Here is a 23,892-nt window from a genome sequence, read left to right on the forward strand (position 1 = left end):
CATACTAACTGATTTATTGTATTAAATTCTTCTTTTTATCTGAATACTACCCTCTTATCAGATATTTTACTTTCAATTTTTTGTTTTAATTCTTCCAGACAATTATACATCTCGGGATATAATCTTTTATTTACGTCACCTCTTTCCTTATCCAACATCCAGAAATTAATTAAATCGAGAGTTGATTCGCCCTTGTAATTCAACACTCTAAAATCTAGTCGACTACTGTCGGATATTAATTCCTTTAAACAGGCACATGCATCTTTCTGAGCACCCAAACGTAAATGGGTTAGATTATGAATCATCTGCATTAAAGGGGTATTACCGGCTGAATTTTTACTATTCACATTGGTATTAGGATTACTTATTAAAGTTTTTACCAGAACCGTTGCATAAGCATCCACTGCATAATGTAAGGCAGTCGCACCAATGTAGTCAGGCAGGTTTGGATCAATGTCTGGATTTTGCATCAGTTGCCTTACCAATTCTGATCGCAATTGCAAGTTCGATTGAATTTCTTCATCCGAATATCCATATGACCTTTTCTTTGTGTAACACAACCAGGTCAAAGGTGTTCGTGCCAGTTGATTTTCGATTACATTAGGATTTGCATTGTAATCCAGGCAAAGCTTAATATTCTCCTTGTAAAAATCAACTTCATCTATTTTCGCATCAGTACCTATTCGGTTTACAAATTTCGATAATTCTTGGGAAGCTCCGTAATTATACTCGTCATTCGGTTTTAGTTTGTCAACAAGTTCTGTATTCTTATCATCTAACCAGTTTTTTCTTCTTGCGTAGTCAAAGGCAGAAAAATTAACATTGTTTAAACTATTCAATTGCAGGTTATCTCGCGCAAGAAACAAGTTAATTAACTCAATTCCTCTGGCATTTATTCGATTTACTCCACTGTTGCTACTCATTAAATACTGCTGCAATGGGTTATTGTTATAGTAATAGTTACGAATATTTACATCTACCTTGGGACTGTTCAATAGTAATTTTATTAGCTCAATTGGGTGATCACAGGATCTCTTTTCCTTTTCCAAGTAATATGTACCCAAAGCGTAATGCAAAGCGGTATTTCCCATGGCATCCTGAATATTAGGATTCGTACTGTCCAACGAAAGTGCTTCCTGTAGTAGCGCTAGCTTTTGTCTGCCATTGATATGTTTCCACTGTTCAAATAAAAACAACTTATGTAAGGGAGTGTGTCCCAATGAATCCTGCATATTCCAATAAGGAACTGTCCATCCTTTGTAGTTATCTTTAACACGAATGGTGAGTTTCTTACACTCACCTTGGTCTACAATTTGATTTTGATTTCTATCGGTAAATAGCAAAATATAGAATTCGCTTCCCTGTATTTCGGACATAACTGTGGAATGTCCCATAAAGTTTAGGGAGTCAATTTCAAACTCTAACTTAATCATATCCCCCAACGAACCGAGTGAATTCACCCTCTTATTTTCCTCGCTCTGATAAAACAGATAGTGATGTCCATAAGAATTAAAATTTAGAGATTCATAACCTCCATCTTTAGTTGCAGCCATTCCTGTTCCAGGAGCAAAACACCCAATTGAGTCGATAGGCATGCCTGTTTGCATCTTGGGCACTTGTTCTGCATTATAAAATGCAGCAATTCGTGTGGCGCAAAACTCATTTGCTTCAGAATCGTAACACTTATTGTAAAAACGAAGGGCAAATTTGCTTTTATCTATCTCTATTGTATCACTTTGGGTGGATATTGGCAACTCAATACCATTCTGAAAAACATAGACTGTACCATAATTATCCGAATGCTTACTTCCTTGTATTTTTAACATTGAGCATGATTGTAGTACAATCACAATAAAAATAAGCACAATTAATTGTAATGAATATTTCCTCTGCATCCTGTAACTCTTCCTTCTCAAATTGATAGTTAGAACATAAAAAAATCCGAACCATACTGATTCGGATTTTTAAATTTCATAATGAATCTTTATGCTGTTTTTGCTTTTAAATTTCTAATAACGAAATAAGCTCCTAGTAAAACAAATGGTATACTTAACCATTGTCCCATATTTAAAGCCATCCCTTCTTCAAATGCTTCCTGATTTTCTTTAATGAACTCGATGAAGAAACGAGCAGTAAAAATCAATACCAAAAAGGCTCCAAAAATCATACCTGAGCGTTGTTTTGCATCTGTTTTCCAGTACATATACATTAAAACACCAAAAGAAATCAGGTAACAAATTGCTTCGTACAATTGCGCTGGATGACGAGGTGCCTTTGGATCTTCAATAGAAGCTCTAACAAACTCAAATCCCCATGAAACAGATGTTTTCACTCCAATAATCTCAGAGTTCATCAGATTACCCAAACGAATGAAACATCCTGCCAAAGCAACCGGAATTACAACGTAATCCAAAATCCAAAGAATTGATTTTTTGCTTACTTTTTTCGAATAGAACCACAAAGCGGTGATAATACCAATTGCAGCACCATGAGAAGCCAATCCTCCATGCCATACTTTTATTATTTCTGCCGGATGCTGTGAGTAAAATTCCCAGCCATAGAATAAAACATGGCCTAAACGAGCTCCTACCACAGTGGCAATCATGGTATACAGGAACAATTTATCAAGTAATTCAAGCTTGATTCCATCCTTCTTAAACATTTTCTCAACAATATAGTATCCCAACAAAAAGCCAAGGGCAAAAAGTAATCCGTACCAACGCACAGAGAAGGACCCAATCGTAAAAATTTCAGGTTTTACATCCCAAAGGATTGATAGTAACATATCAGTTATTTTTAGAGTTCAGTGTATCAAAACTAAATGGATTGTCCCGATAAACGGAACAATCCATGTGAAAATAATATTAATATTTCATTTTAACCTGAATTCGATTAAAAATATCAACACAGTAAGTCAGATTTATTCAAGATTAAGTTTAAAAATTCTGAAAGAATACCGAGGTATTGTAAAGAATTTTTAAGCTAAAGATTGGATGAAGATGACTTCACTTACTTTATTCCTTATTTTTTGCATAAATCGCTTCATATTTTTTCGAATTATCCCGATAATACTTCAAAAATCTGAAACAATTTCTTCTAAAAAATAATTGAAACTGTGTACATATTTTTATTCAAATTCAGGTTACGAAAATTAAGCAGGAACACCTTTACCATGACATTGCTTAAATTTCTTACCGCTACCACAAGGACATGGCTCGTTACGCCCTACTTTTTGAACGTTTCTAACTGGCTCAGCCTTTTTAGGAGCTTGTTTTCTACCATCCGAACCTAATTCCTCTTTAGAAGTTCTCAAGTTACTCATATCGCGTTTGCGCACTTCTGCTTCACGAACTTCTTCAGGATCTTGCAATGGAATGTGACCTTTTGTCAAACTTGCAACAACACTCTTATTCACATTTTCAACCATTGCCTTAAACAAGTTGAACGATTCAAACTTGTAAATCAACAATGGATCTTTTTGTTCGTAAGATGCATTCTGTACCGACTGCTTCAATTCATCCATCTCGCGCAAGTGTTCTTTCCATGATTCATCAATTGTAGCAAGGATAGAAACTTTCTCGAAAGAACGAACTACATCTTCCGCTTCAGTATCATAAGCTTTCTTCAGGTGAGTTACCACATTAAACATCTTAGAACCATCAGTAAATGGAACTACAATGTTCTCGTACAATTCACCTTTAGATTCGAATACATTTTTAATAACAGGATAAGCTTGTTTTGCAATACCTTCAGTCTTTCTTTTATAAGTATCTAATACTACATCGTAGATTTTCTGCGTAGTATCAGATGGATTGTCTTTCAAGAATTCTTCTTCACTCACTGGAGATTCGACAGAGAATGTACGGATCAATTCCATTTTGAACTCTTCGAAATCACCTCCGTGGTATTCATTTACAATTGCTTCTGCCACATCAAACATCATATTGGCAATATCCACTTGAATACGCTCTCCGAATAATGCATGACGACGACGCTTGTAGATTACCTCACGTTGAGAGTTCATTACATCATCGTACTCCAATAGACGCTTACGAATACCAAAGTTATTCTCTTCCACTTTCTTCTGAGCACGCTCGATAGATTTGGTAATCATGCTGTGCTGAATCACTTCACCTTCTTCAAGACCCATGCGGTCCATAAGCTTCACAATTCTGTCGGAGCTGAACAAACGCATCAAATCGTCTTCCAAAGAAACAAAGAACTGAGATGAACCAACATCTCCCTGACGACCAGCACGACCACGCAACTGACGGTCAACACGACGAGAATCATGACGTTCTGTACCAATAATAGCCAAACCGCCGGCAGCTTTCACTTCATCGGTTAATTTAATATCGGTACCACGACCTGCCATATTGGTAGCAATGGTTACAGTTCCCTTCTTACCTGCTTCAGCAACAATATCAGCCTCTTTTTGGTGCAATTTCGCATTCAGTACATTGTGTTTGATTCCACGAATCTTAAGCATTCTACCCAATAATTCCGAAATCTCAACCGAAGTTGTACCTACCAATACCGGACGGCCTTCGTTCACCAAATTCACAATCTCTTCAATTACTGCTGCATACTTTTCTCGCTTGGTTTTATAAACCAAATCATCACGGTCATCACGCGCGATAGGACGGTTTGTAGGAATAACTACAACCTCCAATTTATAGATATCCCAGAATTCACCAGCTTCGGTTTCCGCAGTACCGGTCATACCTGAAAGCTTGTGATACATTCTAAAGTAATTCTGTAAGGTAATGGTCGCAAATGTTTGTGTTGCAGCTTCAATCTTCACATTTTCTTTTGCTTCAATTGCCTGGTGCAAACCGTCAGAATAACGACGACCTTCCATAATACGACCAGTTTGCTCATCAACGATCTTCACTTTACCATCCATTAAAACGTACTCAACGTCTTTCTCGAATAAAGTGTAAGCTTTTAATAACTGGTTTACGGTATGTACTCTTTCCGATTTTACCGAGTAAGATTGAATCAATTCATCTTTTTGCTTCAATTTCTCTTCATCAGAAAGATCCGACTTCTCAATCACCGCAACTTCTGAACCGATATCAGGCAACACAAAGAATCCTGCATCATTGGTATCACCACTCAACAAGTCGATACCTTTATCGGTTAATTCAATTGAGTTATGCTTTTCATCGATAACAAAATACAATTCATCAGTAATGATGTGCATGTTTTTGTTGTTCTCCTGCATGTAGAAGTTTTCGGTCTTTATTAATGTAGCCTTATTACCCTGCTCACTTAAGAACTTGATCAATGGCTTCATTTTTGGCAAACCTTTAAAGGTTCTCAACAACAGCTTCGCTCCTTCTTCCTGCTCTTTCTTATCTGTACTATTTAGTAATTTCTTCGATTCGGTAAAGATTTTCATTACCAAATCATTCTGAGCTTTCACCAAATTCTGAACCTGAGGCTTCAGTGCATCAAATTGCTGATGGTCTCCTCTTGGAATTGGACCAGAGATAATCAAAGGCGTACGAGCATCATCAATTAATACCGAGTCAACCTCGTCGACGATAGAATAGTTATGACGACGTTGCACCAAATCCTTAGGATTCGTTGCCATATTATCACGCAAGTAGTCAAAACCAAATTCATTATTGGTACCGAATGTAATATCTGAAGCATATGCTTTTCTACGCTCATCCGAGTTTGGAGAATGCTTATCAATACAATCTACCGACATTCCGTGGAATTGGTACAATGGTCCCATCCATTCCGAGTCACGTTTTGCTAGGTAATCATTCACGGTTACCACGTGAACACCACGACCGGTCAATGCGTTCAAGAATACAGGCAAGGTTGCAACCAATGTTTTACCTTCCCCTGTTGCCATCTCGGCAATTTTACCTTGATGAAGAACTGTACCACCAATCAGCTGCACATCGTAGTGAATCATGTCCCAAACAATCTCTGTACCTCCTGCAGTCCAAGAGTTGAAGAATACTGCTTTGTCTCCGTCAATCTGAACATTGTCGAAATGTGGAGCCAAATCACGATCGAATTGAGTTGCCGTTACTTCAATTTCCTCATTCTCTGCAAAACGACGAGCAGTATCTTTTACAATCGCAAAAGCTATTGGTAAAATATGCTCCAATACCTCTTCGATTTTCTCATCAATTTCTCCTTCAATCTTATCAATCTGATCGTAAATGTCTTCCTTCTCATTTACAGAAAGTCTACCATTTTCGATCTTGTCTTTCAAGGATTTAATCTGATCATTTTCTGCTTGTACGTAATCTTGAATACGTTGCTTTAATTTTGCAGATTCTTCACGAATACCATCGTGGCTTAGTTTTGTTACTCTATCATACTCAGCTTTAATCTTTGCCAAATAAGGAGCTAATTCTTTTAAGTCTCTGTCTGATTTGTTACCAAACAGTTTTCCTAATGTTTTATCTAGAAAACCCATAATGATTTATTGATTTCAATATTGATTGCATTCCTCTACAAATAGAGGAAGCTATAATGTATTTAAAATAGAAAGCTGGTTCAAGCTAGAACCTTAATGAATTAGCATGAATAACCTGGAGCACGAATGGGATTATCGCGCTTAACAACTTGGCTAAAACATGGTTCTGAATAAGGAAGATATCCTTTTAAATCCTCTGGTTCAGGATAATTCAGAAAATTTAATTGCTGATTTAATGCAGGTATTTTAGGCAAATTCTTTAATACAGACAATTCCTCTGCATTTGAAAAACATGAACCGGCCAACTTTTCCTGTTCTACATTTATCAGAATTGGTGAAGCAAATGCTTCATCCAGATGTTGAATATGATCGGCATACCATTCTGCGAATAGTTCGTTGTCCATAGTAAAATCCTGAGCATTGGCCATAGGTACGGCTGCCGCACATCCCGTGAGCACACAAAAAACTACTATGAGGTATCTGTTCATATCCATCGAGACCAAAAGTAGAAATTTTTATTGGTTTGAAGTCATTTTTATGAAAATAATTTAGCTGACAGACTTCTCAAACTCAATAATGCTTGTTCTTGTCACTTCTTTCAAATTCCTCAATCCTAATTTTATTTCCCTTTAAAGTGGTGATATCCTAACAAATTGAGTATAAAAAAGAATGTCAATGCTTATGTATTGGACATCCTTTTTAAAATTATCTCGAAAGTTCCATTATCATTCCTGTGTTCTTACCCTCATGTTATTATCCATGATATACATTCCCTCACCCTTGGCATCAAACATCCTCAACTGATCCAGAATCTCACTAACTGAAGCCTCTTCTTCTACTTGTTCCGTTACAAACCAATTTAAGAATATCTTAGAGGCATGATCTTTTTCTGCATTAGCTACGTTTACACATTCATTAATCAGGTCTGTTACCTTTAGTTCATGTTTGTAGGTTTCCTCAAAAACATCTAGCACACCTTTCCAATCATGCGGTACTGAAGGTATTTGTTCCAACAAAACCCTGCCTCCTCTTTCGTTCACATAATCCAACATTCTCATGGCATGTCCCGCTTCCTCTTTCGATTGAACCTGCATCCAATGTGCAAATCCTGGATATCCCAAATCGGCCAGGTAATTAGACATTGACAGATACAGATAAGCAGACCAAAACTCCATATTGATTTGCTTATTTAAAACTTCTTGTACTTTTTTGTTGATAATCATCTTGAAATCATTTTAGTGCGACTTAAAAACCATAAGGAAGAAGTTACAAAATTTATTGCCAATCAGAACTATAAATTTGACGCACGAAAAAAGCCCCATGATAACATGAGGCTTGAAGTATTTCATCAAGAATATCCTTATACTGCAGGAGCAACAAAAGTTCTTGCTTTAAATTCTTTATCCAACATATACAAACCTTGTCCCTGGCAGTTGAACATCTTTAATTGGTCAATAATTTCACTTACAGTTGCTTCTTCCTCAACTTGCTCGTCTACAAACCATTTCATGAAGTTCACAGTTGCATGATCTTTTTCTTCCATAGCAACATTTACACAACCATTAATCAAGCTAGTTACTTTCTCTTCGTGCTTTAATGTTTCTTCATAAATATTTAAAACACCATCCCACTCCGAAGGCACTTCAGCAATTGGTTGAAGAATAACACGTCCACCTCTTTCATTCACAAAGTCCATCATTTTCATCGCGTGGAAAGTTTCTTCTTCAAACTGTACTTTCATCCAATTTGCGAAACCTGGCATTCCGTTCGCGTTAAAATAGTTAGACATTGATAAATAGAAATAAGCCGACCAAAATTCAGCATTAATCTGCTCATTCAAAATCTTCTCAACATTTTTATTGATAGCCATAATGTATAATCTTTTTTGTGTTTTCTAATTTCATTCAAATGTAAGAGAAATCTATCAATCCCCTATTTTAGTTTATTAAATTTAATGCTTATTTAAACTCAAACTAAATACTAAACAATTAACAAGACTTACCTAGCAATTGTTCTACAAATTCGATCAAAAAATACCCCAACAGAAAAATTCCATTGGGGTAAAATACAAATGATGTAGTGAAAACTAACTTATTGCGAACTACATCTATACAACACTAACAAAATGATGAAAACACTTCTAAACAACACTAAATATAATTTTAATCATGGCGAGATTAAATATTCAACATTTTGTTTTTTTAATCATATCCATTCAAACTTATTATCAAACCTTAGGTGATTGGAATAAATTGAACAATAGCAAAGTAAGCTATACGAAACCTAAGCTACAATCACCATATGTTATGATTTTTTGTGCGAAAAACACTCACCAAAGAGCAGTATGTCTGTCTAAGGTGAGTATCGAATTAATAGCAAAAGAAAAATCTTTATATCTAGCCAACTAACTTCGTATTGATAAGTTCATTATTGATCCCTGTTCGTTTAATATATCTCTCGTATTGCTGATTTCTATCGTAGCCAAGCATAATTCCCAGAATAAAATCCTGTTCATCGGTGAAATCAGATAAAGATTTATCTCCAAAGAATTTCACAATCTGAATACACTCTTCTTTTCCAAAAAATACATTAATCTTGTTTTGGCTAACAGTTTGCAGAAAATAACTAATCCCTTTGCGTTGCAATAAATTTTCTGTTTTTTCCCTCTCACTGCGATGCATGGTGTGCAACACCAAACTTCTTAATCCTTTGTTGTATTCGTAAACGTGGTGAATCAAAATCTGCATGTCAGCAGTCTTATAATCCGAACAAGTTAGTTTCATCCTCTTCTAATTAAATTGATTTTTAAGTTCTGCAACCCAATCTGCAACTCTTTCTTCTGTTTGGTCATCTTGATTGTCGATATCGATAGCCAATCCAACGAACTTATCATCTTTCTCTGCTCCCGAAGCATCATATTCATAACCATCGGTAGAAGTCTCCCCAATAAGTTCACAGTTTTTTTCTTCCAATACCTTAAATAACTCGCCCATACCATCAACAAATGAATCGGAGTACGAATACTGATCGCCTAAACCAAATAGGGCAACTTTCTTTCCGTCCATATTTGCATTTGAAATTTCAGATAAAAAACCTTCAAAATCATCTTGCAAATCGCCAATACCCCATGTTGAAGTTCCCAAAATTAGGTTATCAAACTTTTCAAGATCTGCTACACTAGCATCAGCAACATCAATAATTGATGCGATATCTGCGCCAAATTCTTCTTGTATTTTTTTTGCTACGCTTTCTGTGTTCCCGGTAGATGAACCGTAAAAAATTCCGATGTCTTGCATTTTGTTCTTATTTAGATTAATTATACCAACAAAAGTAAAAGGCCTTTGAATGCCTATCAATCGCTATTTATTGGGATTTTATGTTATTGCAAGTTCTCCACGCTAAGTATTCTAGGAACCAGGACAGTAGTAAAAACCACACAAAATCATTAAGGACAATTATTCAAATAAATGACACCTTTACACCAAAAGATATACCTATATATCATTAGAAATTATTATTGCTCATTGCAGAAGATTTATCTATTTTTAGTATTCCGCAGAAGGAGCGCGGAATTTAATCTCTAAAATTTTACTTATGGATCCGGTATGGTTGGCTATTGCATTTGGTTTAGGACTTGTTGTCAAATTAATTGGACTACCTCCTTTGGTAGGTTACCTTTTGGCAGGCTTTACCTTGAAATATTTTGGTGCAGAATCTGATGATTTAATCCAAAGCATATCCGACCTGGGAATTACCCTTCTTCTGTTCACCATTGGTTTAAAACTTAGAATCAAAGACCTTTTGCACCGCGAAATTTGGGGTGGTGCATCCATTCATATGTTGCTGGTCACAATACTTATGGCAGTTATTCTGTTTGGATTAAGTTATACCTCGTTACATATATTTACTGATTTTAACTGGCAACAAGCATTAATCATAGGGTTTGCCCTCAGTTTTTCAAGTACCATTTATGCCGTAAAAATTCTGGAAGAAAAAAGTGAATTAAAATCTGCGTATGGAGTTTTATCCATAGGTATCCTTATTATTCAGGACATATTTGCAGTATTTTATATTGTACTTGTAGCAGGAAAACTTCCAACCTATTGGGCCATTGGACTCCCTGTGTTATTTGTTGTCATTCGTCCTCTATTATTATTGATTTTGGAAAAAATTGGTCATGGCGAGATATTAATATTGTATGGGTTTTTCCTTGCCTTTGTAGTAGGTGCCGAATTGTTCAAGTTTGTTGGCTTAAAAGCGATTTGGGAGCATTAATAGTAGGCATATTGATTTCCAATCACAAAAAAGCAAAAGAACTGGCCGATTCTTTAATGAGTTTTAAAGATATCTTTCTGATTGGCTTCTTTCTTTCCATTGGTTTAATTGGCCTGCCAAGCATACAAATGTTGATTCTTGCTTTTATCCTTGCTTTAGCCATAAACTTTAAGGTGATATTGTACTTTTTTGTTCTAACCAGATTTAGAGTTCGTGCCAGAACCTCCGTTCTTACATCTTTGGCCTTGGCCAATTTTAGTGAATTTGGACTCATTGTAGCCTCAATTGCAGTAGGCAAAGGTCTAATTCCTTCCGATTGGCTGGTATCTATAGCCATCTCTGTTGCCATCACCTTTATCATATCATCGCCTTTAAACTCAAATGCCCATAAAATATACTTTGGCATTCGTAAATATTTAAGAATATTCGAGACCAATAAACGATTGATTTACGATAAAGCTTTTGATATTGGGGATGCTGAGATTCTGGTTTTCGGAATGGGTAAATTGGGAATGGCGGTTTACGAGCAATTAAACAGAACATATGGACGTAAAGTATTAGGGCTTGATTACAATTACGATGTGGTTCAGCGTTTAAAAAAGGAAGGCAAAAATATTCAACAGGATGATGCAACTGATAGTGAATTCTGGGAGAACATTTTCGAAAAATCAAATCATCACAAAATACGTTTGGTAATGCTCTGCATGAACGATCACAAATCGAACTTGTATGCAGTAGAGCGTTTGCAAAAAACCACTTACAATGGAAATGTAGCAGCCATTGCCCGATTTGACGACGAACGAAAACAACTTGAAAAAATGAATGTTGATGCAGTTTACGACATCTATTCTGAAGCAGGTTATGGTTTTGCCAATCACGTTTGCCATCAAATTAATATTGGATGTGAAACACGAAAACCAATGTGGTAATACTCCACTTTGCTCTTAACTCTTTAATTCGGGCAAATAAAAGCATAGCCATTACATTAAAGAACAAAGATCTTTAATTCAAACACTATCTCCGACAATATAACTACTAATAGATGTTTGAATAGGAAATACGTTTTTGTTAGTTTTGTTCAAACTCATTGAAATCAATTGAAAATTCTTATGGATAGTATTGACAAGAAGATCTTAAATATTCTGCAGGACAATGCAAAAATCTCAAATAGAGAGATAGGTGAGAAATTTCACCTCAGTCGCACTCCCATTTTCGATAGAATCAGAAAAATGGAGCGTAAAGGAATTATCCGAAAATACATCACTCTTTTAAACCCTAAAAAAGTTGGCAGAGATTTAACGGTTTTCTGCTTCGTTTCCTTAAAGCATCACAGTCCGGAATTTACGGCTTCCTTTAAAAAAGAAATTGACTGTAATCCTAAGGTTTTCGAGTGCTACCACATTGCTGGCAATCATGATTTCTTTTTAAAAGTAATGGTTAAAGATGTAGAGGAATATTACAATTTTGTGAGTACCGAATTGGCTGTTATAGAAAACATTGCCAGGTGCAAAGCTCATTTGTACTAAAAGAATTGAAATATGAATTAAAGATTGACCTTACGGAAGACTAAAAAAGCAAAGATCCATGATGATCTTTGCTTTTTGTATCAGTTTTCGAGTATGCTAAATTGTTAATTCCTAGTATATGTCCAAATCTCTACCGACAATAACCTTCCCCGAATAGGTAGTAGAAATCTCATTAAGCATTTCCTTTTCGCTTGCTCCCCAATCAAGCACATGATAAAGTACCACCAATTGAGGCTTTGCTTTATTGGCAATTTCACCCAATTCTATGGTAGAAGTATGCTGTTTTGAATGGTAATTTTGCCAGAAAGCCGATCGAACATCAAATCCTTTCTTGGAGTACACCTCATGTACTAAAATATCAGCATCTTTAGCATATTCAATCACTTTCTCACTAGGAGCTGTATCGCCAGAAATCACAATTACTTTATCAGGAGTTGTAAATCTGAATCCATAAGCAGATGGCCAGGATCCATGAGGAACAGGAAATGCCTCCACTTTAACCAAACTATCAGAATAAATCACACCTTCCTCATAAAACTCATGAGAATTTACTCTCCAACCTTGATTATTGGCAGGTTCAGAACCATACAAACGATATTTTATATCATCTTCATAGGCTGAAAGTATATGTGTTGTCATTTTATGAAGTCCCTCAGGTCCATATACCTCCAATGGTTCGTTTCTTCCCATTACCCAAGGCGTTAGAATCAAATCAGGATAACCTACGGTATGATCGGAATGCAAATGGGTTAAGAATGCTCTTTTAATATTTTTCACATCCAAGGCTTTCACATTGCCACCATAACGAGGAGACAATGCTGCTGCCTGACGAATTAAGCCTGCTCCAAAATCAACAATATAGACCTCATTCTTTACTACAATTGCAAGCGAACTTCCAGAACGAACAGGTGATGGATTGGGATTCCCAGAACCAAGCATTATCACTTTAGTGATCTCGGAATTGGAAAGATCTCTCTGTGCAAACAAATTGCTTAGGCAAAAAATTCCCAATACAGGCAATAACAATTTTAGTTTCATAAATTAGTCTTTAGTTAGGTATATAAATCGTTAGGAAAGCAAATACAAATTAGTCTTTTGTTCTTTAGATTCCTGGTTTAAGTTCATTGTCATATTCAAAATCATACAGGGTAAAAATACACTTCCCTCTTACTACTATCACCTTATTGCATGATATATCTTAAAAAATCAGATCAAATGTCTTTTAATCACAACATACAAACTCAATATGCATCTATTAATACATTTTGATGTCCTTTATCAGGCAATCTGTCGATTTCCACTCAAAAGTTAGAGAAAAAAGATTTTCTGTAAAAAATTCACTTTCGAAAATCCTACTGACATACTGCTGTCACTACTGCCATTTAGCTTTGTTCTATTGTTAATTTAAAAATGGAAATTATGAAGAAAGTAACAGCACCGCCAATGATGGTATTGTCTAAAGTCGTGAGAACAACTTTGGAAGATTTAATAAAAAACATTGAAGACTTTCCTAAAGAGATTGTTCAAGAAGCAGTGAATGCAGGATTACATCCTTCAGGTCCACAATATTGGATTTATAAATGGGAAACTTGTGTTACCTTAGAAGAATTTGAATTGAAAATTTGTTTGCCTGTAGCTACTTTTGGCAATAGCTTTAGTAGCGAAAAATTTAAATTGGAAAAACTAGAAGAATATGCACATGTGAAGAAAACACATTTGGGTGCATGGGATCAACTTAAGGAATCGTACGAAGTACTCATGAAAGAAATGGAAGAAGCTAAATTGGTTCCAGGACAAACATGTCGCGAAATATACATAAATTGCGATTTCGAGAATCCTTCGAATAACATTACTGAAATTCAATTTCAGGTGAATTAAACCATTGTATGTAAGAAGTATCCGGAGTGTTTTAGATGTGATGTAAATACTCTGGATGTTTCAACAATTAAGGGGAAGCTAAATTTTGAACAGAATAGACAGATTACAGGCCATTTTAACTCAATTACAAAGCAAGAAAGTTGTAAAAGCACAGGAAATTGCTGACCGATTTGACATTAGCTTAAGGACTGTGTATCGCGATATACGTGCTCTTGAAGAAGGTGGAGTTCCCATTGGTTCTGAAACTGGCATTGGTTATTTTTTAGATGACAATTACGCATTACCTCCCATCATGTTCACAACCGAGGAAGCTTCGGCTATTTTGATTGCAGGCAAGCTCATTTCTCATATCTCCGATAAAATTGTAGATGCCTCCTTTCAGGATGCTTTGTACAAAATTAAGTCGGTGATGAAGTCTGAGGACAAATTGGTTCTTGAAAAGCTTGAGAACTCCGTGAAGGTATTCACTGGTATCACCAATATTCCCAAAAAGGATTCTATCTATTTGCAGGATATTCAAAAGGCACTGGTAAAGTCAAGAATATTAAAATTGGGCTATTTTGCTCACTACAAGCAAGAACTATCGGTTCGCGAAGTAGAACCAATTGGCTTGTTATTTTATGCCTTAAACTGGCATTTAATTGCCTATTGTCGTTTAAGAAATAGTTATCGCGACTTTAGATTGGATCGGATACAGAAACTGGAAATCACAGAGCAAACCTACCATCGCAAGCTTGATAAAGATTTCGAAGACTATTTGAATCAGGAAAGAGAGCAATATCAACATTTTGAGGTAGAACTCAGAATGGAAAAACCAATGGCTCTGCAGCTTCATGAATCAAAATATTGGTATGGGCATATTAGTGAACATGAAGATGGAAACTTTATTGTAATGAAATTCCTAAATCCGGATTTAAACGGTTTTGCCCGTTGGATTTTAACAATGACAGATAAAGTTGATATTCTTTCTCCACCCAATTTAAAAAATATGGTAGGTGAAATGGTAAAAAAGCTATATGAAAAATACCAGAACGACTTGCCTTAATTTGAATTCAAATAAGCAAATGACTATTTTCTATATTATTAAATTGTGCAGGCAATTCATCTCATTAATTGTAAGCATATTCCTGCTATTTTTACGATTATGAGCTTGATGATCATTCAAACTTGTAATAACTTCTGATTCTTTTTAACTTTAAGAATCTGATAAAGAAACAAACCATCCTATATTAAACAGATTACCTAAAATAAAATACCTATGCCTAAAACTTATGTAGAAAAATCGATCACAATAGCTGCTGGTATCGATAAAATAAAAAGCATTATTGCTGATTTCAATCACTGGAAAGCCTGGTCACCATGTTCATACTGGAACCTGAAGTAAAAGACACAATTTCTGATCATGGTAAAACCCATGAATGGGAAGGAAAACGTATCGGATCTGGAATCATTAAAGTCATTTCGGAGGAAGAATCCGTAATTAAGTATGATTTGCAATTTCTAAAGCCATGGAAATCAGAATCTACAAGCGACTTTATCATAGAGAAAATTGACGAGAACACTACCAAATTGACATGGACCCTGGCAGGATCACTCCCATTTTTCATGTTCTGGATGAAAAATATGATGGAACGCTTGATTGGAATGGATTACGACCGCGGCCTGCTGATGTTGAAAGATTACATCGAAAAGGGGCATGTTGATGCCAAACTTGAGTTTCTTGGAGAATCGCAATTCGAGGGTTGCAATTTTATTGGCCTAAAGAGCGAATGCACCATCGATAATATTGGCGAAGTAATGGAAGCGGATTTCAAGAAACTGGCAGAATTCGCAAAAGAAAACGAAGATGTAGTTACCTGCGATTGGTTCTCCGTGTATCACAAGTTTGATTTTAACAAGAACAAGGTAGTTTACACTGCTGGAGTTGGAATCAAATCAGATCCTGAAAGCGTACCTGCCGGAATGCATAAAGGAAATCTTCCGGCTACCAAAATACAAACGGTACGTCACATTGGCCCTTACGAACTGTCGGGAAATGGATGGAGCGCGATTATGTCCATGGAAAGAGCCAAAGAGTTCAAACAAAACAAGAAGATTCCTCCAATGGAATTCTACCGCAACAACCCAATGGAGACAGAGCCTAAAGATTTGATTTCAGACATCTGCATGGCAATCAAATAAAGTAATGATTTAACTAAGAGGCGCAAAACACTGCGTCTCTTTTTGTTATGGCAAATGTTTTTCCCTCTGACTAGAAAATTCCGCACAAAAAAAACAGCCACCCAATGGGCAGCTGTTCATATACTAGTAATTGAATACTAGTTTACCGCTTCGTCCATAGCTTTACCAGCCTTGAACTTGATTACTTTCTTAGCAGCAATCTGAATTTCTTTTCCAGTTTGAGGATTTCTACCTGTTCTAGCAGCTCTTTCAGTGATTGAGAATGTACCGAATCCAATCAATTGAGTACTTTCACCTTTCACTAAAGATTCTTTAATTGAATCCATCATTGCATTTAATGCTTTTTCGCTATCCGCTTTTGACAATCCTGCCTTTTCAGCAATTGCTGAAACCAATTCTTGCTTGTTCATATAATTTTTCTTTATTAAAATGGGAAGGTAATAAAAAAATTCCCAGTTCATTTGGTTTTATTGGACTTTCTTAAATAAATTTTTTCCAATTGCTCAACAATATAAGCATTTCTTAAGTACAATAAAAATTTTTATTGAGGCTAGTTTGTAAAAATTACCTTAAACTATGGGCGGATTTGAATGCAAAATGCGAATCAATTCTATTCAGGGATATCCACCATAAACATTGGATCCTTATTAAAAGCCGTCCAATCCTTTTTAAGGGCCTTATACATCTCTTCCATACCTTCACCCTCTATTCCACTCTTTTTCAGCTCTAAAATGTACTTCATCAGGTTGTAACAGGTGGTAAACTGGCCGCAGGCAATCAAGGAATTCATTCTATCCAGTTTGATATCTTCCTCGCTCCACCACAGCGTTGTTGGGGCTTCCGAAGCAATCATGGCAACGGTTTTCAATTGTTTTTTAGGGGCAGAAATTTCTTCATTATTTTTCTTTTCCCCATTCAATTCACCAATTACCGAGCTAATTCTTCGGTTTTTCAGGGTATCAGAAGAGTACAGCAACTCATAATTCAGGTACCTGATCTGCTTCAGGAAAACGTTATTAATCATTTTGGCGCCCGATGTGGCACGTTCTATGATCATGCGCTTTACCAAATCGATATCCAAACGCTGGAATGATCTTACTTCATCCAACAGCGACTCTGGTACATTCTTTCTGAATACCGCTCTGAGCTTTCGTATTATATCGTTCTTTACATGACCTACAATGGCACCAATTAAAGTAAAGCTTAAACCAACTCCTGCAAATACACCTCCTACAATGTATAAGGATGCCCAATCTCTTCCCTTAATCAACTCCAAAGAATTGATGAGCATGATCAGAATACCTGCCAACAGCACACACCAATACAACCAATGAACACGAACATACTTCAAAAGGCTCTTCATTTTCTCTTTGATCGACATTTTAGTGGTATCCTTGATACCTTCGGCTTGCCAGGGCTGCATATCGCTACTGCCCACATCGTTTACTATGATTAAATCCAGTGGCTTTTGGCGTTGCCTGGAATTGCTGATGTTCACCATACTCCCAATGCCCTGGTTGTCAACAATGCCTCCGTCCATTACGCCAACCCCATGGCAGAAGTCAGGCAGGCGCTTTAAAGCCTTGTAGTGTGGATCTTTTTGCTCGCGAATGTAATCGTCGGGGAAAACCAGCGGCTCGAAACCAATGGGAAAACAGGAGGATGAAGCCACAATATCGGCCAACTGTACCTTGGCACTTAGCTGGTTCATTTCGGCACAACGCAAACTGCCGTTTCCAAACACACCCACGTTCTGAAAACGGAAAGCCTTGCCATATGAAAACTCGGTGGCATTAAAACAAACATGTTTCAGACTTGGGGATGTACTCTTTTTGAACATGCCAAACTCTCCCTTGAAAATGGGCATATCGGCATAGGTCAAAGCAAAGGCATTGATAAGCGAAGGCTTCTTGTGTGGATGTTTCATCCAGACTTCGGCGGACTCCAGTTTGGCCACCGCATGTTCCACCAGCTTATCATTGCCTGGTGCAAAGTTCTGGTAAAAAGCTTTGTAGAAATCCTGGAAGTCGAAATTCTCTTCCTGAACAGCCTTTGCATAGGCCACAGCCAGCAAAGAACCTCCACTAACCGAACTTACCGCCTCTACATGGCTTAATAAAGACTCTCCCTGGTAGCTAATTTTGTTTAGATAGGACACAACGCCCAAGGAAAAAAAGGTAGCGCGATATCCTCCACCGCTAAAGCACAAGCCGATGGATTCAAATGGGGTGATTGGGGTTTGCATGGGTAGTTTATTTTAAGTTTTAGTTATTTAAAATTGCACTTATAGAGATTATTACCCGTATAACTATCTTCCATCATCATTACTCACCTTAACTTTAGCCTTCTCGTTTCTTTTATACAAAGTGCAAAGGCGTTCTGTATCTGTAACTGCTCCAGAAAATCTTCTGATAGTATCTCTAAAGGGATCTGTGACCTTATAATCTCCTTCAGATATTCGTTTAAGGATATTGTCAACTTCTCCTCGTAACTCGACATCATAGTCTTCTTCGTCTGCTCGAATTGACTCCTTAAACTGCTCTTCTTCTGTTTTAAATCGTTCTTTAAGTTGAACTCCAAGCTTTTGTTCTTTTCCTTCAAGTTCGATATATTGTCTTTTATCCCACTCAAAAGCAGAGATTTTTCCATCCAAATCTCCGATTTCTTCTTCAACTCCTCTTGTTTCTCTTTCAATTCTTTCTTCTTCTGAGATAATATCACTTTGACTTCTTCCGGATTCTTCAATTTCTTCTTCAATTCGTTCGATTTCCCCTCTAAGTCTTTCGATCTCTTGTTCAACATCTTCTGTTTTTCCTGATAAGTCTTTAATAGCTGCTTCTTCTGACTTAATAGATTTTCCAAGTTTTTCTCTTGTGTCTCTATATTTTCTTTCGACTTCTTGTCTATATTTTTCTTCGTATCCTTTAAATTCTGCTCTAACTCCTGTTTCAAGCTCGGACAATTCTCTTTTATTTCTTTCTGTATTATCCTTAACTCTTCGTACTTCAGATTCAAGCTGTGATTCAATGTCTCTATATTGCTCTGATTGTAAACATCGTTTAATTCCTCGTATAAGATTTCTAATCCTCGCCTGGCGGCAGGCTTGAGTTTCTTCAAGAAGTTTTCTTTGGTCCTGATCAACATTCGGTAACTCAATTGATTCTTTTCCGTCAGGAGTTCTATAAACTGCATTTGCTTGTTCATGGTTATATACCCATTTTACGTTTGTACTTCGGTTAAAACATTTTTCTATATCCTCTTTCGATGTATGTGGTATTTTGACTTGAACTGTATCTATTCCAATCCTATTAAACTTTTGAACTTTTTGTTTATCTGGTTTATGAGTATGCACCAATTCAACAAATAATAAAGGTGCACCATCAGAATCGAAAAACACAACATCTGGACGAACAAATAAATTCATCTTTTCATGAGAAGTCTGGTCTCCGTAATGCATATCGCCAGACTCATCCTCATATATTGCAACCTCCTTTCGAACATCTGCAGATTCAATAAAATAAGCCTCTCGTATCAACATCCAAGGATCATCAGGATTTTCAGGGTTTGGTTTACCAATAGCAGGAACTTTAATCTTTTTAGATTCTAATAGTACCTTTGTCGCTAACTTATGCCTATGATCACTATTCGTGTAGATACATTTACGCGGATTATTGACATCCTCCTCTTGATGTTTAAAGTGAGGTCTGAACTGTCTAGCATCAGGATTAATATTCTTTGATAACTTTAATTTTTCACCACAATACTGACAATAAAAAGGACCATCAGATTGGTTTACTGTTGCAGCGTTAAAAATTTTACTATTATCTGCATTTGTAGCAGTATCAGTTTGGTATTCAATACTCATATAAAACAACTTATAAAAGAATGGGAAAATTTTAATTTAACTCTGGAAAATAATACTCTCATTGCTCTGTATTTAGCTATCCGTTTCCATATCAATTATCCATGTAGTTTCATGCAGGAAATCAATGTAATTATGAGAAGTGTTAGTCATATTCTAAAAGTAGTATCTGTTCTTGTCTTGTATGAACAATATGTAAATATAAAAAAATAATATCTACTAAACAGTAATTATTCTCGAGAAATATGCTTAGCAAAACAATCAACAACTTCATTAAGAAGAATCAAATAAGCAGGATAATAATTTTTGCTCTAAGTGTAACAACAATATGGACATTATCCTTTATTTGGAATTATTCTTTAAAGTTATCTTAACTGATCTTTATGATACTTTATTAATTTTAAAAACAGTAGAATAAGATACATTGACATAACTTCCAATCATTAACCTAACACCTATGAAAAAGATAATTCTTTTAACAGTCTTAATAGCATTTATAACTCAGAGTTGTAATCTTGGAACCCATAGAACTTGGAAAGACGAAAATATCGAATCGAGTGTACGAAATGAAATTAGGAAACTAGATGAGAAAGTATTAAAAGCTGTAACTACCAATAATCCAGCTCTTATTAAATCGATAATGGCTAAAGAGCTTTTAGAAGAAAGTGGTGATAATATTGACCAGTTAATTCTACAGGCAAGTAATATCATTACAAGCACGGATTACAGAATCTTAAATCAATTTCAGGTTAAAAATACTACTACAAACATTGGAAACACGGTTGTTTCAGGTTTAAACGACCCAAATGACTACATCATACAATATAAGGCCCTGAACAAAGAAATGTTTGTTTCTCTTCTTATTCCGAAAAATGAACTTAATGAGTTTATTATAACAAACATTTACGGAAAATCTCCTGAAGGATGGAAATTAAATATCCTTCAGTTCGGTCAGTACAAAATTAATGGACAAACAGCTCCTGAACTGTACAGCATTTCAAAGGAAGAATTGGAAAAAGGACATTTAGTTGATGCGGCAAATTCAATGTTCTTGTGCTCACTTGTTGCAAAACCTGCAAATCAATTCTGGCAATATCAAAATGAAGATCAAATGAAAAGTTTGCAGGAAGAAATCATTGGTAAAATAAATGAGCAATACACTTTCCCTTTGACGATTAATGAAATTGAATCTAAACCACAAATTCTAACAATACATCCTCAGGGAGTTCAAGAAGGATTCTATCCTATGATCGAATACCTAACCACCATTGACTTAAAAGATACGATTGGCACCAAGCTTGAAAACAATAAACTCCATAGCTTAATTGGCAAAATGTTTAAAGGCATTGATCAAGACAAGGATTACATTTTATACAAAGCATTCAGCCAAATTCCTGATGGTAAGACTCCTGTCCCAACCTATGGCTTTGTTAAGAAATTAAAATAAAAGTGAATTACTAAAACCAATAGCATGAAACGCATTCTAAGCCTATTTTTGATCTTTAATTTCTCTTTGTCTTTTGCACAAGACAATGCTCTTGAAAAAGCCAATAAACTGATAGAAACAAAGAAATATGAGTCAGCATATCAAGTTCTTAACAATGCTGATCCGAATAACGAAAAGCCTGAAATCACCATTGCCAAAACCAATTTGTTTCTAAACTATTTTGCGACCAGCATAATGCACCAAATGTTTGCATTGACTGATTTGAAACCAGATGAAGATATTATGGATATTAGAGGCAAGGCAGGAAATTTTGCAATGTTTCGATTTTCAGCCGATTCAGTTTTAATCAACCTGATAAAGAAGTATCCAAACAACTATAAATTAAAAAAGGAACTTGGCTATTATTATCACGAAGTTCATTTGAAATATCAAGGCAGTTGGTTGCAACCAGATTCTCTTTTGATTGACCAATTTAAAAAGAATTATTTAGATGCCTATAAGAATGGTATCTATGATTATTGGTCAACTTATGGAATTGGCTATGCTTATCTTATGAATAAAGAGTTCAAATCTTCTATTCCTTTCTTTGAAAAATCCATCGCACTACGCAATGATTATCCATCAAGTCATTACAATCTTGCTTATGCTTATTTGTATACCGATCAGAGAGACAAAGGCATTGAGAGTGCTAAAAAAGCAATGAATTTGTACGAATACCCAAATTACAAGGCGGATGCAGCACGCATGATTGCCGTAATGTATCGAGAAATTGAAGATTACGAAAAGGCCATTGATTTTTACAAACAAGCTGATCAAATCCTGCCTCATGATTACTATACCCTAAGACCCTTGCTGGAATTGGAATTGTCCCTTAAAAAGGAAGAATACAAAGAACGAACCAATCAATTTTTCCTGGTGGCCCCAGGAAATCCAACCATCTACCAGGATTTAATGAATATCTATTGGAACAATCAAAAAGAAGATGAGCTTCTTGCCTTTCTTACGCAACAACACAAAAATTACCAGCAAGACCCAAAGGTAGATGGAAACTTGTATTTCTATACCGCAGTAATTCAATACGACAAAGAAGATTTTAGCAATGCCAAGCTGAACTTTGAAAAGTCAAGAGAGGTGTTCAAAAAAGTGTTTGAAACCAATCATCGTGTGTTCGAGATTATTGACTCTTATACAAAGGAGATGAATTAGCAATTATTCATATTCGAATATGATACATAGAATATTAGCAATTGGATTTATAATCGCATTAACATGTTCATGCGAAAACAAGAACATTGCAAAGTTCGAAATTACCAATCGAACCAATGATAGAATAGATTCTCTTAGAATTGTCCCAAATGGATATGAAAGCAAGCATTACATTTCTTTATTGCCCGGGGAAACTAAAAAATATGATTGCGACATGACCAATATCGCTAAGGTGGATGGAGATTATCAAATTGACTACAAGTTTGAGTCAAGTGATTTTATTTCAGAAACGTTCGGTTATTATACAAATGGATATCCCATTGAAAAATTGAATAAAATAGAAATAAAGACTAATACCCTTTTATTTGATGCAGAATTCAATTCGTATTGATGAATTAATATTCATATCATTCTAAAACAAATTAAACATGATGAAAAAAATACACACCCTAATTATAGCATTCTTGATTTTATCTTCATTCTTAAAAGTTCATGCCCAAGAAAGCAAATCTGATAGTCTTATAGTAGAACAGTCTATAAATAACTTCTTTGAATGGTACATTCATTCAACTAGATATGAGGAAAACGAAGAGAATAGGCCAATATTCATAATAGACAGCAATGATATTGTATGTTTAGATCTTACCAGGTATATAGCAAATCTTAGGATACATCATTTTTCGGAGGAACTAATTACTGCTGAAATAGCCAGCTATAAAAATTGCGATGAGAATCTTAAAAAGATTACAAAAGAAGAGTTTTTAGCTTTCGAAGATATTTTTGCCTACGAGGATATTGATTGTGGTTTTGACAACAACTATAAATGGATAGGTGGACAGGAAATGATTGATGGAATTAGAATCAACAAATGTGTCTTCTCAGATCAAAAGAACTGCCATCTTGAAATAGAATACTATAGTTTAAATGGAGATGAAAAATACTTCTGGAAAAATAACACCATTATTAAGCTGAGAAAAATTAAAAATACCTGGAAGATTGTAGATATGGGTGTTTAAATTGCCATTTACCGCACGAAACAAAGTTCGATGAAATACATTCGTGTGATAATAAA

General features: G+C 35.7%; 22 protein-coding genes and 1 pseudogene. 11 read left to right on the top strand and 12 right to left on the bottom strand.

The window, feature by feature from the left end:
- Nucleotides 1-35: 35 nt before the first annotated feature.
- From JCM15579_RS16725 to JCM15579_RS16765, 8 genes are all read right to left on the bottom strand, one after another.
- Complete coding sequence (locus JCM15579_RS16725) at nucleotides 36-1,826, bottom strand: ankyrin repeat domain-containing protein (protein ID WP_054721874.1); 1,791 nt, start codon at nucleotides 1,824-1,826, stop codon at nucleotides 36-38.
- Between the two features lie 158 nt (nucleotides 1,827-1,984).
- Entirely contained in the window at nucleotides 1,985-2,785 is an 801-nt protein-coding gene (gene lgt / locus JCM15579_RS16730; protein ID WP_054721876.1) for a prolipoprotein diacylglyceryl transferase, read from the bottom strand.
- 366 nt (nucleotides 2,786-3,151) lie between these two features.
- Nucleotides 3,152-6,445, bottom strand: coding sequence for a preprotein translocase subunit SecA (secA, locus tag JCM15579_RS16735; protein WP_054721878.1), 3,294 nt, complete (start codon nucleotides 6,443-6,445; stop codon nucleotides 3,152-3,154).
- Nucleotides 6,446-6,546: 101 nt separating this feature from the next.
- A complete protein-coding gene (locus tag JCM15579_RS16740; protein ID WP_157471531.1) occupies nucleotides 6,547-6,933 on the bottom strand; it encodes a hypothetical protein in 387 nt (128 codons plus the stop codon).
- 237 nt (nucleotides 6,934-7,170) lie between these two features.
- Nucleotides 7,171-7,668 carry a ferritin gene (locus JCM15579_RS16745; RefSeq protein ID WP_218186210.1) on the bottom strand — a complete coding sequence of 166 codons (498 nt, stop codon included), beginning with the start codon at nucleotides 7,666-7,668 and terminating at the stop codon, nucleotides 7,171-7,173.
- Nucleotides 7,669-7,805: 137 nt separating this feature from the next.
- Entirely contained in the window at nucleotides 7,806-8,315 is a 510-nt protein-coding gene (locus tag JCM15579_RS16750) for a ferritin (RefSeq protein WP_054721882.1), read from the bottom strand.
- 526 nt (nucleotides 8,316-8,841) lie between these two features.
- Nucleotides 8,842-9,228, bottom strand: coding sequence for a DUF2023 family protein (locus JCM15579_RS16760; RefSeq protein WP_054721886.1), 387 nt, complete (start codon nucleotides 9,226-9,228; stop codon nucleotides 8,842-8,844).
- Between the two features lie 6 nt (nucleotides 9,229-9,234).
- Nucleotides 9,235-9,741 (bottom strand): flavodoxin, encoded by a 507-nt coding sequence (locus JCM15579_RS16765; RefSeq protein ID WP_054721888.1) that lies wholly within the window; start codon nucleotides 9,739-9,741, stop codon nucleotides 9,235-9,237.
- Between the two features lie 298 nt (nucleotides 9,742-10,039).
- On the opposite strand from JCM15579_RS16765, the pseudogene JCM15579_RS16770 reads away from it, so the two are divergent.
- The 3 genes and pseudogenes from JCM15579_RS16770 to JCM15579_RS16780 all read left to right on the top strand — a co-directional run.
- Nucleotides 10,040-11,022, top strand: a pseudogene (locus JCM15579_RS16770) (cation:proton antiporter domain-containing protein); the annotation flags it as partial.
- A gap of 141 nt (nucleotides 11,023-11,163) precedes the next feature.
- The gene (locus tag JCM15579_RS22355) at nucleotides 11,164-11,649 is read left to right on the top strand and encodes an NAD(P)-binding protein (RefSeq protein ID WP_373280242.1); all 486 of its coding nucleotides are present in this window, start codon (nucleotides 11,164-11,166) and stop codon (nucleotides 11,647-11,649) included.
- 180 nt (nucleotides 11,650-11,829) lie between these two features.
- Nucleotides 11,830-12,246, top strand: a complete 417-nt coding sequence (locus JCM15579_RS16780) for an Lrp/AsnC family transcriptional regulator (RefSeq protein WP_054721894.1) — start codon at nucleotides 11,830-11,832, stop codon at nucleotides 12,244-12,246.
- 111 nt (nucleotides 12,247-12,357) lie between these two features.
- Here the strand turns inward: JCM15579_RS16780 and JCM15579_RS16785 are convergent, their stop codons facing one another.
- Complete coding sequence (locus JCM15579_RS16785; protein WP_218186211.1) at nucleotides 12,358-13,284, bottom strand: MBL fold metallo-hydrolase; 927 nt, start codon at nucleotides 13,282-13,284, stop codon at nucleotides 12,358-12,360.
- Between the two features lie 381 nt (nucleotides 13,285-13,665).
- On the opposite strand from JCM15579_RS16785, the gene JCM15579_RS16790 reads away from it, so the two are divergent.
- The 4 genes from JCM15579_RS16790 (at nucleotide 13,666) to JCM15579_RS16800 (ending at nucleotide 16,305) form a co-directional block, all read left to right on the top strand.
- Entirely contained in the window at nucleotides 13,666-14,124 is a 459-nt protein-coding gene (locus JCM15579_RS16790; RefSeq protein ID WP_157471532.1) for a GyrI-like domain-containing protein, read from the top strand.
- An 85-nt stretch (nucleotides 14,125-14,209) separates the two neighbouring features.
- Nucleotides 14,210-15,169, top strand: coding sequence for a helix-turn-helix transcriptional regulator (locus JCM15579_RS16795; RefSeq protein ID WP_054721898.1), 960 nt, complete (start codon nucleotides 14,210-14,212; stop codon nucleotides 15,167-15,169).
- A gap of 213 nt (nucleotides 15,170-15,382) precedes the next feature.
- Nucleotides 15,383-15,508 carry an SRPBCC family protein gene (locus tag JCM15579_RS22060; protein ID WP_262493540.1) on the top strand — a complete coding sequence of 42 codons (126 nt, stop codon included), beginning with the start codon at nucleotides 15,383-15,385 and terminating at the stop codon, nucleotides 15,506-15,508.
- Nucleotides 15,484-16,305, top strand: coding sequence for a GyrI-like domain-containing protein (locus JCM15579_RS16800; protein WP_054721900.1), 822 nt, complete (start codon nucleotides 15,484-15,486; stop codon nucleotides 16,303-16,305). Before JCM15579_RS22060 ends, JCM15579_RS16800 begins: the two co-directional genes overlap by 25 nt.
- A gap of 137 nt (nucleotides 16,306-16,442) precedes the next feature.
- Here the strand turns inward: JCM15579_RS16800 and JCM15579_RS16805 are convergent, their stop codons facing one another.
- From JCM15579_RS16805 to JCM15579_RS16815, 3 genes are all read right to left on the bottom strand, one after another.
- The gene (locus tag JCM15579_RS16805) at nucleotides 16,443-16,766 is read right to left on the bottom strand and encodes an HU family DNA-binding protein (protein WP_172677460.1); all 324 of its coding nucleotides are present in this window, start codon (nucleotides 16,764-16,766) and stop codon (nucleotides 16,443-16,445) included.
- A 149-nt stretch (nucleotides 16,767-16,915) separates the two neighbouring features.
- Complete coding sequence (locus JCM15579_RS16810) at nucleotides 16,916-18,550, bottom strand: patatin-like phospholipase family protein (RefSeq protein ID WP_054721903.1); 1,635 nt, start codon at nucleotides 18,548-18,550, stop codon at nucleotides 16,916-16,918.
- A 63-nt stretch (nucleotides 18,551-18,613) separates the two neighbouring features.
- Nucleotides 18,614-20,170, bottom strand: a complete 1,557-nt coding sequence (locus JCM15579_RS16815) for a hypothetical protein (RefSeq protein ID WP_054721904.1) — start codon at nucleotides 20,168-20,170, stop codon at nucleotides 18,614-18,616.
- Nucleotides 20,171-20,624: 454 nt separating this feature from the next.
- On the opposite strand from JCM15579_RS16815, the gene JCM15579_RS16820 reads away from it, so the two are divergent.
- From JCM15579_RS16820 to JCM15579_RS16835, 4 genes are read left to right on the top strand one after another with little or no spacing between them, the layout of a single operon-like run.
- Nucleotides 20,625-21,614, top strand: coding sequence for a hypothetical protein (locus JCM15579_RS16820; RefSeq protein ID WP_054721906.1), 990 nt, complete (start codon nucleotides 20,625-20,627; stop codon nucleotides 21,612-21,614).
- Nucleotides 21,615-21,638: 24 nt separating this feature from the next.
- The gene (locus tag JCM15579_RS16825; protein WP_054721913.1) at nucleotides 21,639-22,820 is read left to right on the top strand and encodes a tetratricopeptide repeat protein; all 1,182 of its coding nucleotides are present in this window, start codon (nucleotides 21,639-21,641) and stop codon (nucleotides 22,818-22,820) included.
- 19 nt (nucleotides 22,821-22,839) lie between these two features.
- A complete protein-coding gene (locus JCM15579_RS16830; protein WP_054721914.1) occupies nucleotides 22,840-23,211 on the top strand; it encodes a hypothetical protein in 372 nt (123 codons plus the stop codon).
- 37 nt (nucleotides 23,212-23,248) lie between these two features.
- Complete coding sequence (locus JCM15579_RS16835; protein ID WP_054721916.1) at nucleotides 23,249-23,836, top strand: hypothetical protein; 588 nt, start codon at nucleotides 23,249-23,251, stop codon at nucleotides 23,834-23,836.
- Nucleotides 23,837-23,892 lie beyond the last annotated feature (56 nt).

Source organism: Marinifilum fragile JCM 15579, from assembly GCF_001310955.1.
GTDB classification, from domain to species: Bacteria; Bacteroidota; Bacteroidia; order Bacteroidales; family Marinifilaceae; genus Marinifilum; species Marinifilum fragile.

Bases quoted from the DNA above. Each gene is read 5' to 3' on its own strand.
- JCM15579_RS16725 (WP_054721874.1), bottom strand. From the start codon at position 1,826: ATGTTAAAAATACAAGGAAGTAAGCATTCGGATAATTATGGTACAGTC.
- lgt (WP_054721876.1), bottom strand. From the start codon at position 2,785: ATGTTACTATCAATCCTTTGGGATGTAAAACCTGAAATTTTTACGATT.
- secA (WP_054721878.1), bottom strand. From the start codon at position 6,445: ATGGGTTTTCTAGATAAAACATTAGGAAAACTGTTTGGTAACAAATCA.
- JCM15579_RS16740 (WP_157471531.1), bottom strand. From the start codon at position 6,933: ATGAACAGATACCTCATAGTAGTTTTTTGTGTGCTCACGGGATGTGCG.
- JCM15579_RS16745 (WP_218186210.1), bottom strand. From the start codon at position 7,668: ATGATTATCAACAAAAAAGTACAAGAAGTTTTAAATAAGCAAATCAAT.
- JCM15579_RS16750 (WP_054721882.1), bottom strand. From the start codon at position 8,315: ATGGCTATCAATAAAAATGTTGAGAAGATTTTGAATGAGCAGATTAAT.
- JCM15579_RS16760 (WP_054721886.1), bottom strand. From the start codon at position 9,228: ATGAAACTAACTTGTTCGGATTATAAGACTGCTGACATGCAGATTTTG.
- JCM15579_RS16765 (WP_054721888.1), bottom strand. From the start codon at position 9,741: ATGCAAGACATCGGAATTTTTTACGGTTCATCTACCGGGAACACAGAA.
- JCM15579_RS16780 (WP_054721894.1), top strand. From the start codon at position 11,830: ATGGATAGTATTGACAAGAAGATCTTAAATATTCTGCAGGACAATGCA.
- JCM15579_RS16785 (WP_218186211.1), bottom strand. From the start codon at position 13,284: ATGAAACTAAAATTGTTATTGCCTGTATTGGGAATTTTTTGCCTAAGC.
- JCM15579_RS16790 (WP_157471532.1), top strand. From the start codon at position 13,666: ATGAAGAAAGTAACAGCACCGCCAATGATGGTATTGTCTAAAGTCGTG.
- JCM15579_RS22060 (WP_262493540.1), top strand. From the start codon at position 15,383: ATGCCTAAAACTTATGTAGAAAAATCGATCACAATAGCTGCTGGTATC.
- JCM15579_RS16800 (WP_054721900.1), top strand. From the start codon at position 15,484: ATGTTCATACTGGAACCTGAAGTAAAAGACACAATTTCTGATCATGGT.
- JCM15579_RS16805 (WP_172677460.1), bottom strand. From the start codon at position 16,766: ATGAACTGGGAATTTTTTTATTACCTTCCCATTTTAATAAAGAAAAAT.
- JCM15579_RS16810 (WP_054721903.1), bottom strand. From the start codon at position 18,550: ATGCAAACCCCAATCACCCCATTTGAATCCATCGGCTTGTGCTTTAGC.
- JCM15579_RS16815 (WP_054721904.1), bottom strand. From the start codon at position 20,170: ATGAGTATTGAATACCAAACTGATACTGCTACAAATGCAGATAATAGT.
- JCM15579_RS16820 (WP_054721906.1), top strand. From the start codon at position 20,625: ATGAAAAAGATAATTCTTTTAACAGTCTTAATAGCATTTATAACTCAG.
- JCM15579_RS16825 (WP_054721913.1), top strand. From the start codon at position 21,639: ATGAAACGCATTCTAAGCCTATTTTTGATCTTTAATTTCTCTTTGTCT.
- JCM15579_RS16830 (WP_054721914.1), top strand. From the start codon at position 22,840: ATGATACATAGAATATTAGCAATTGGATTTATAATCGCATTAACATGT.
- JCM15579_RS16835 (WP_054721916.1), top strand. From the start codon at position 23,249: ATGATGAAAAAAATACACACCCTAATTATAGCATTCTTGATTTTATCT.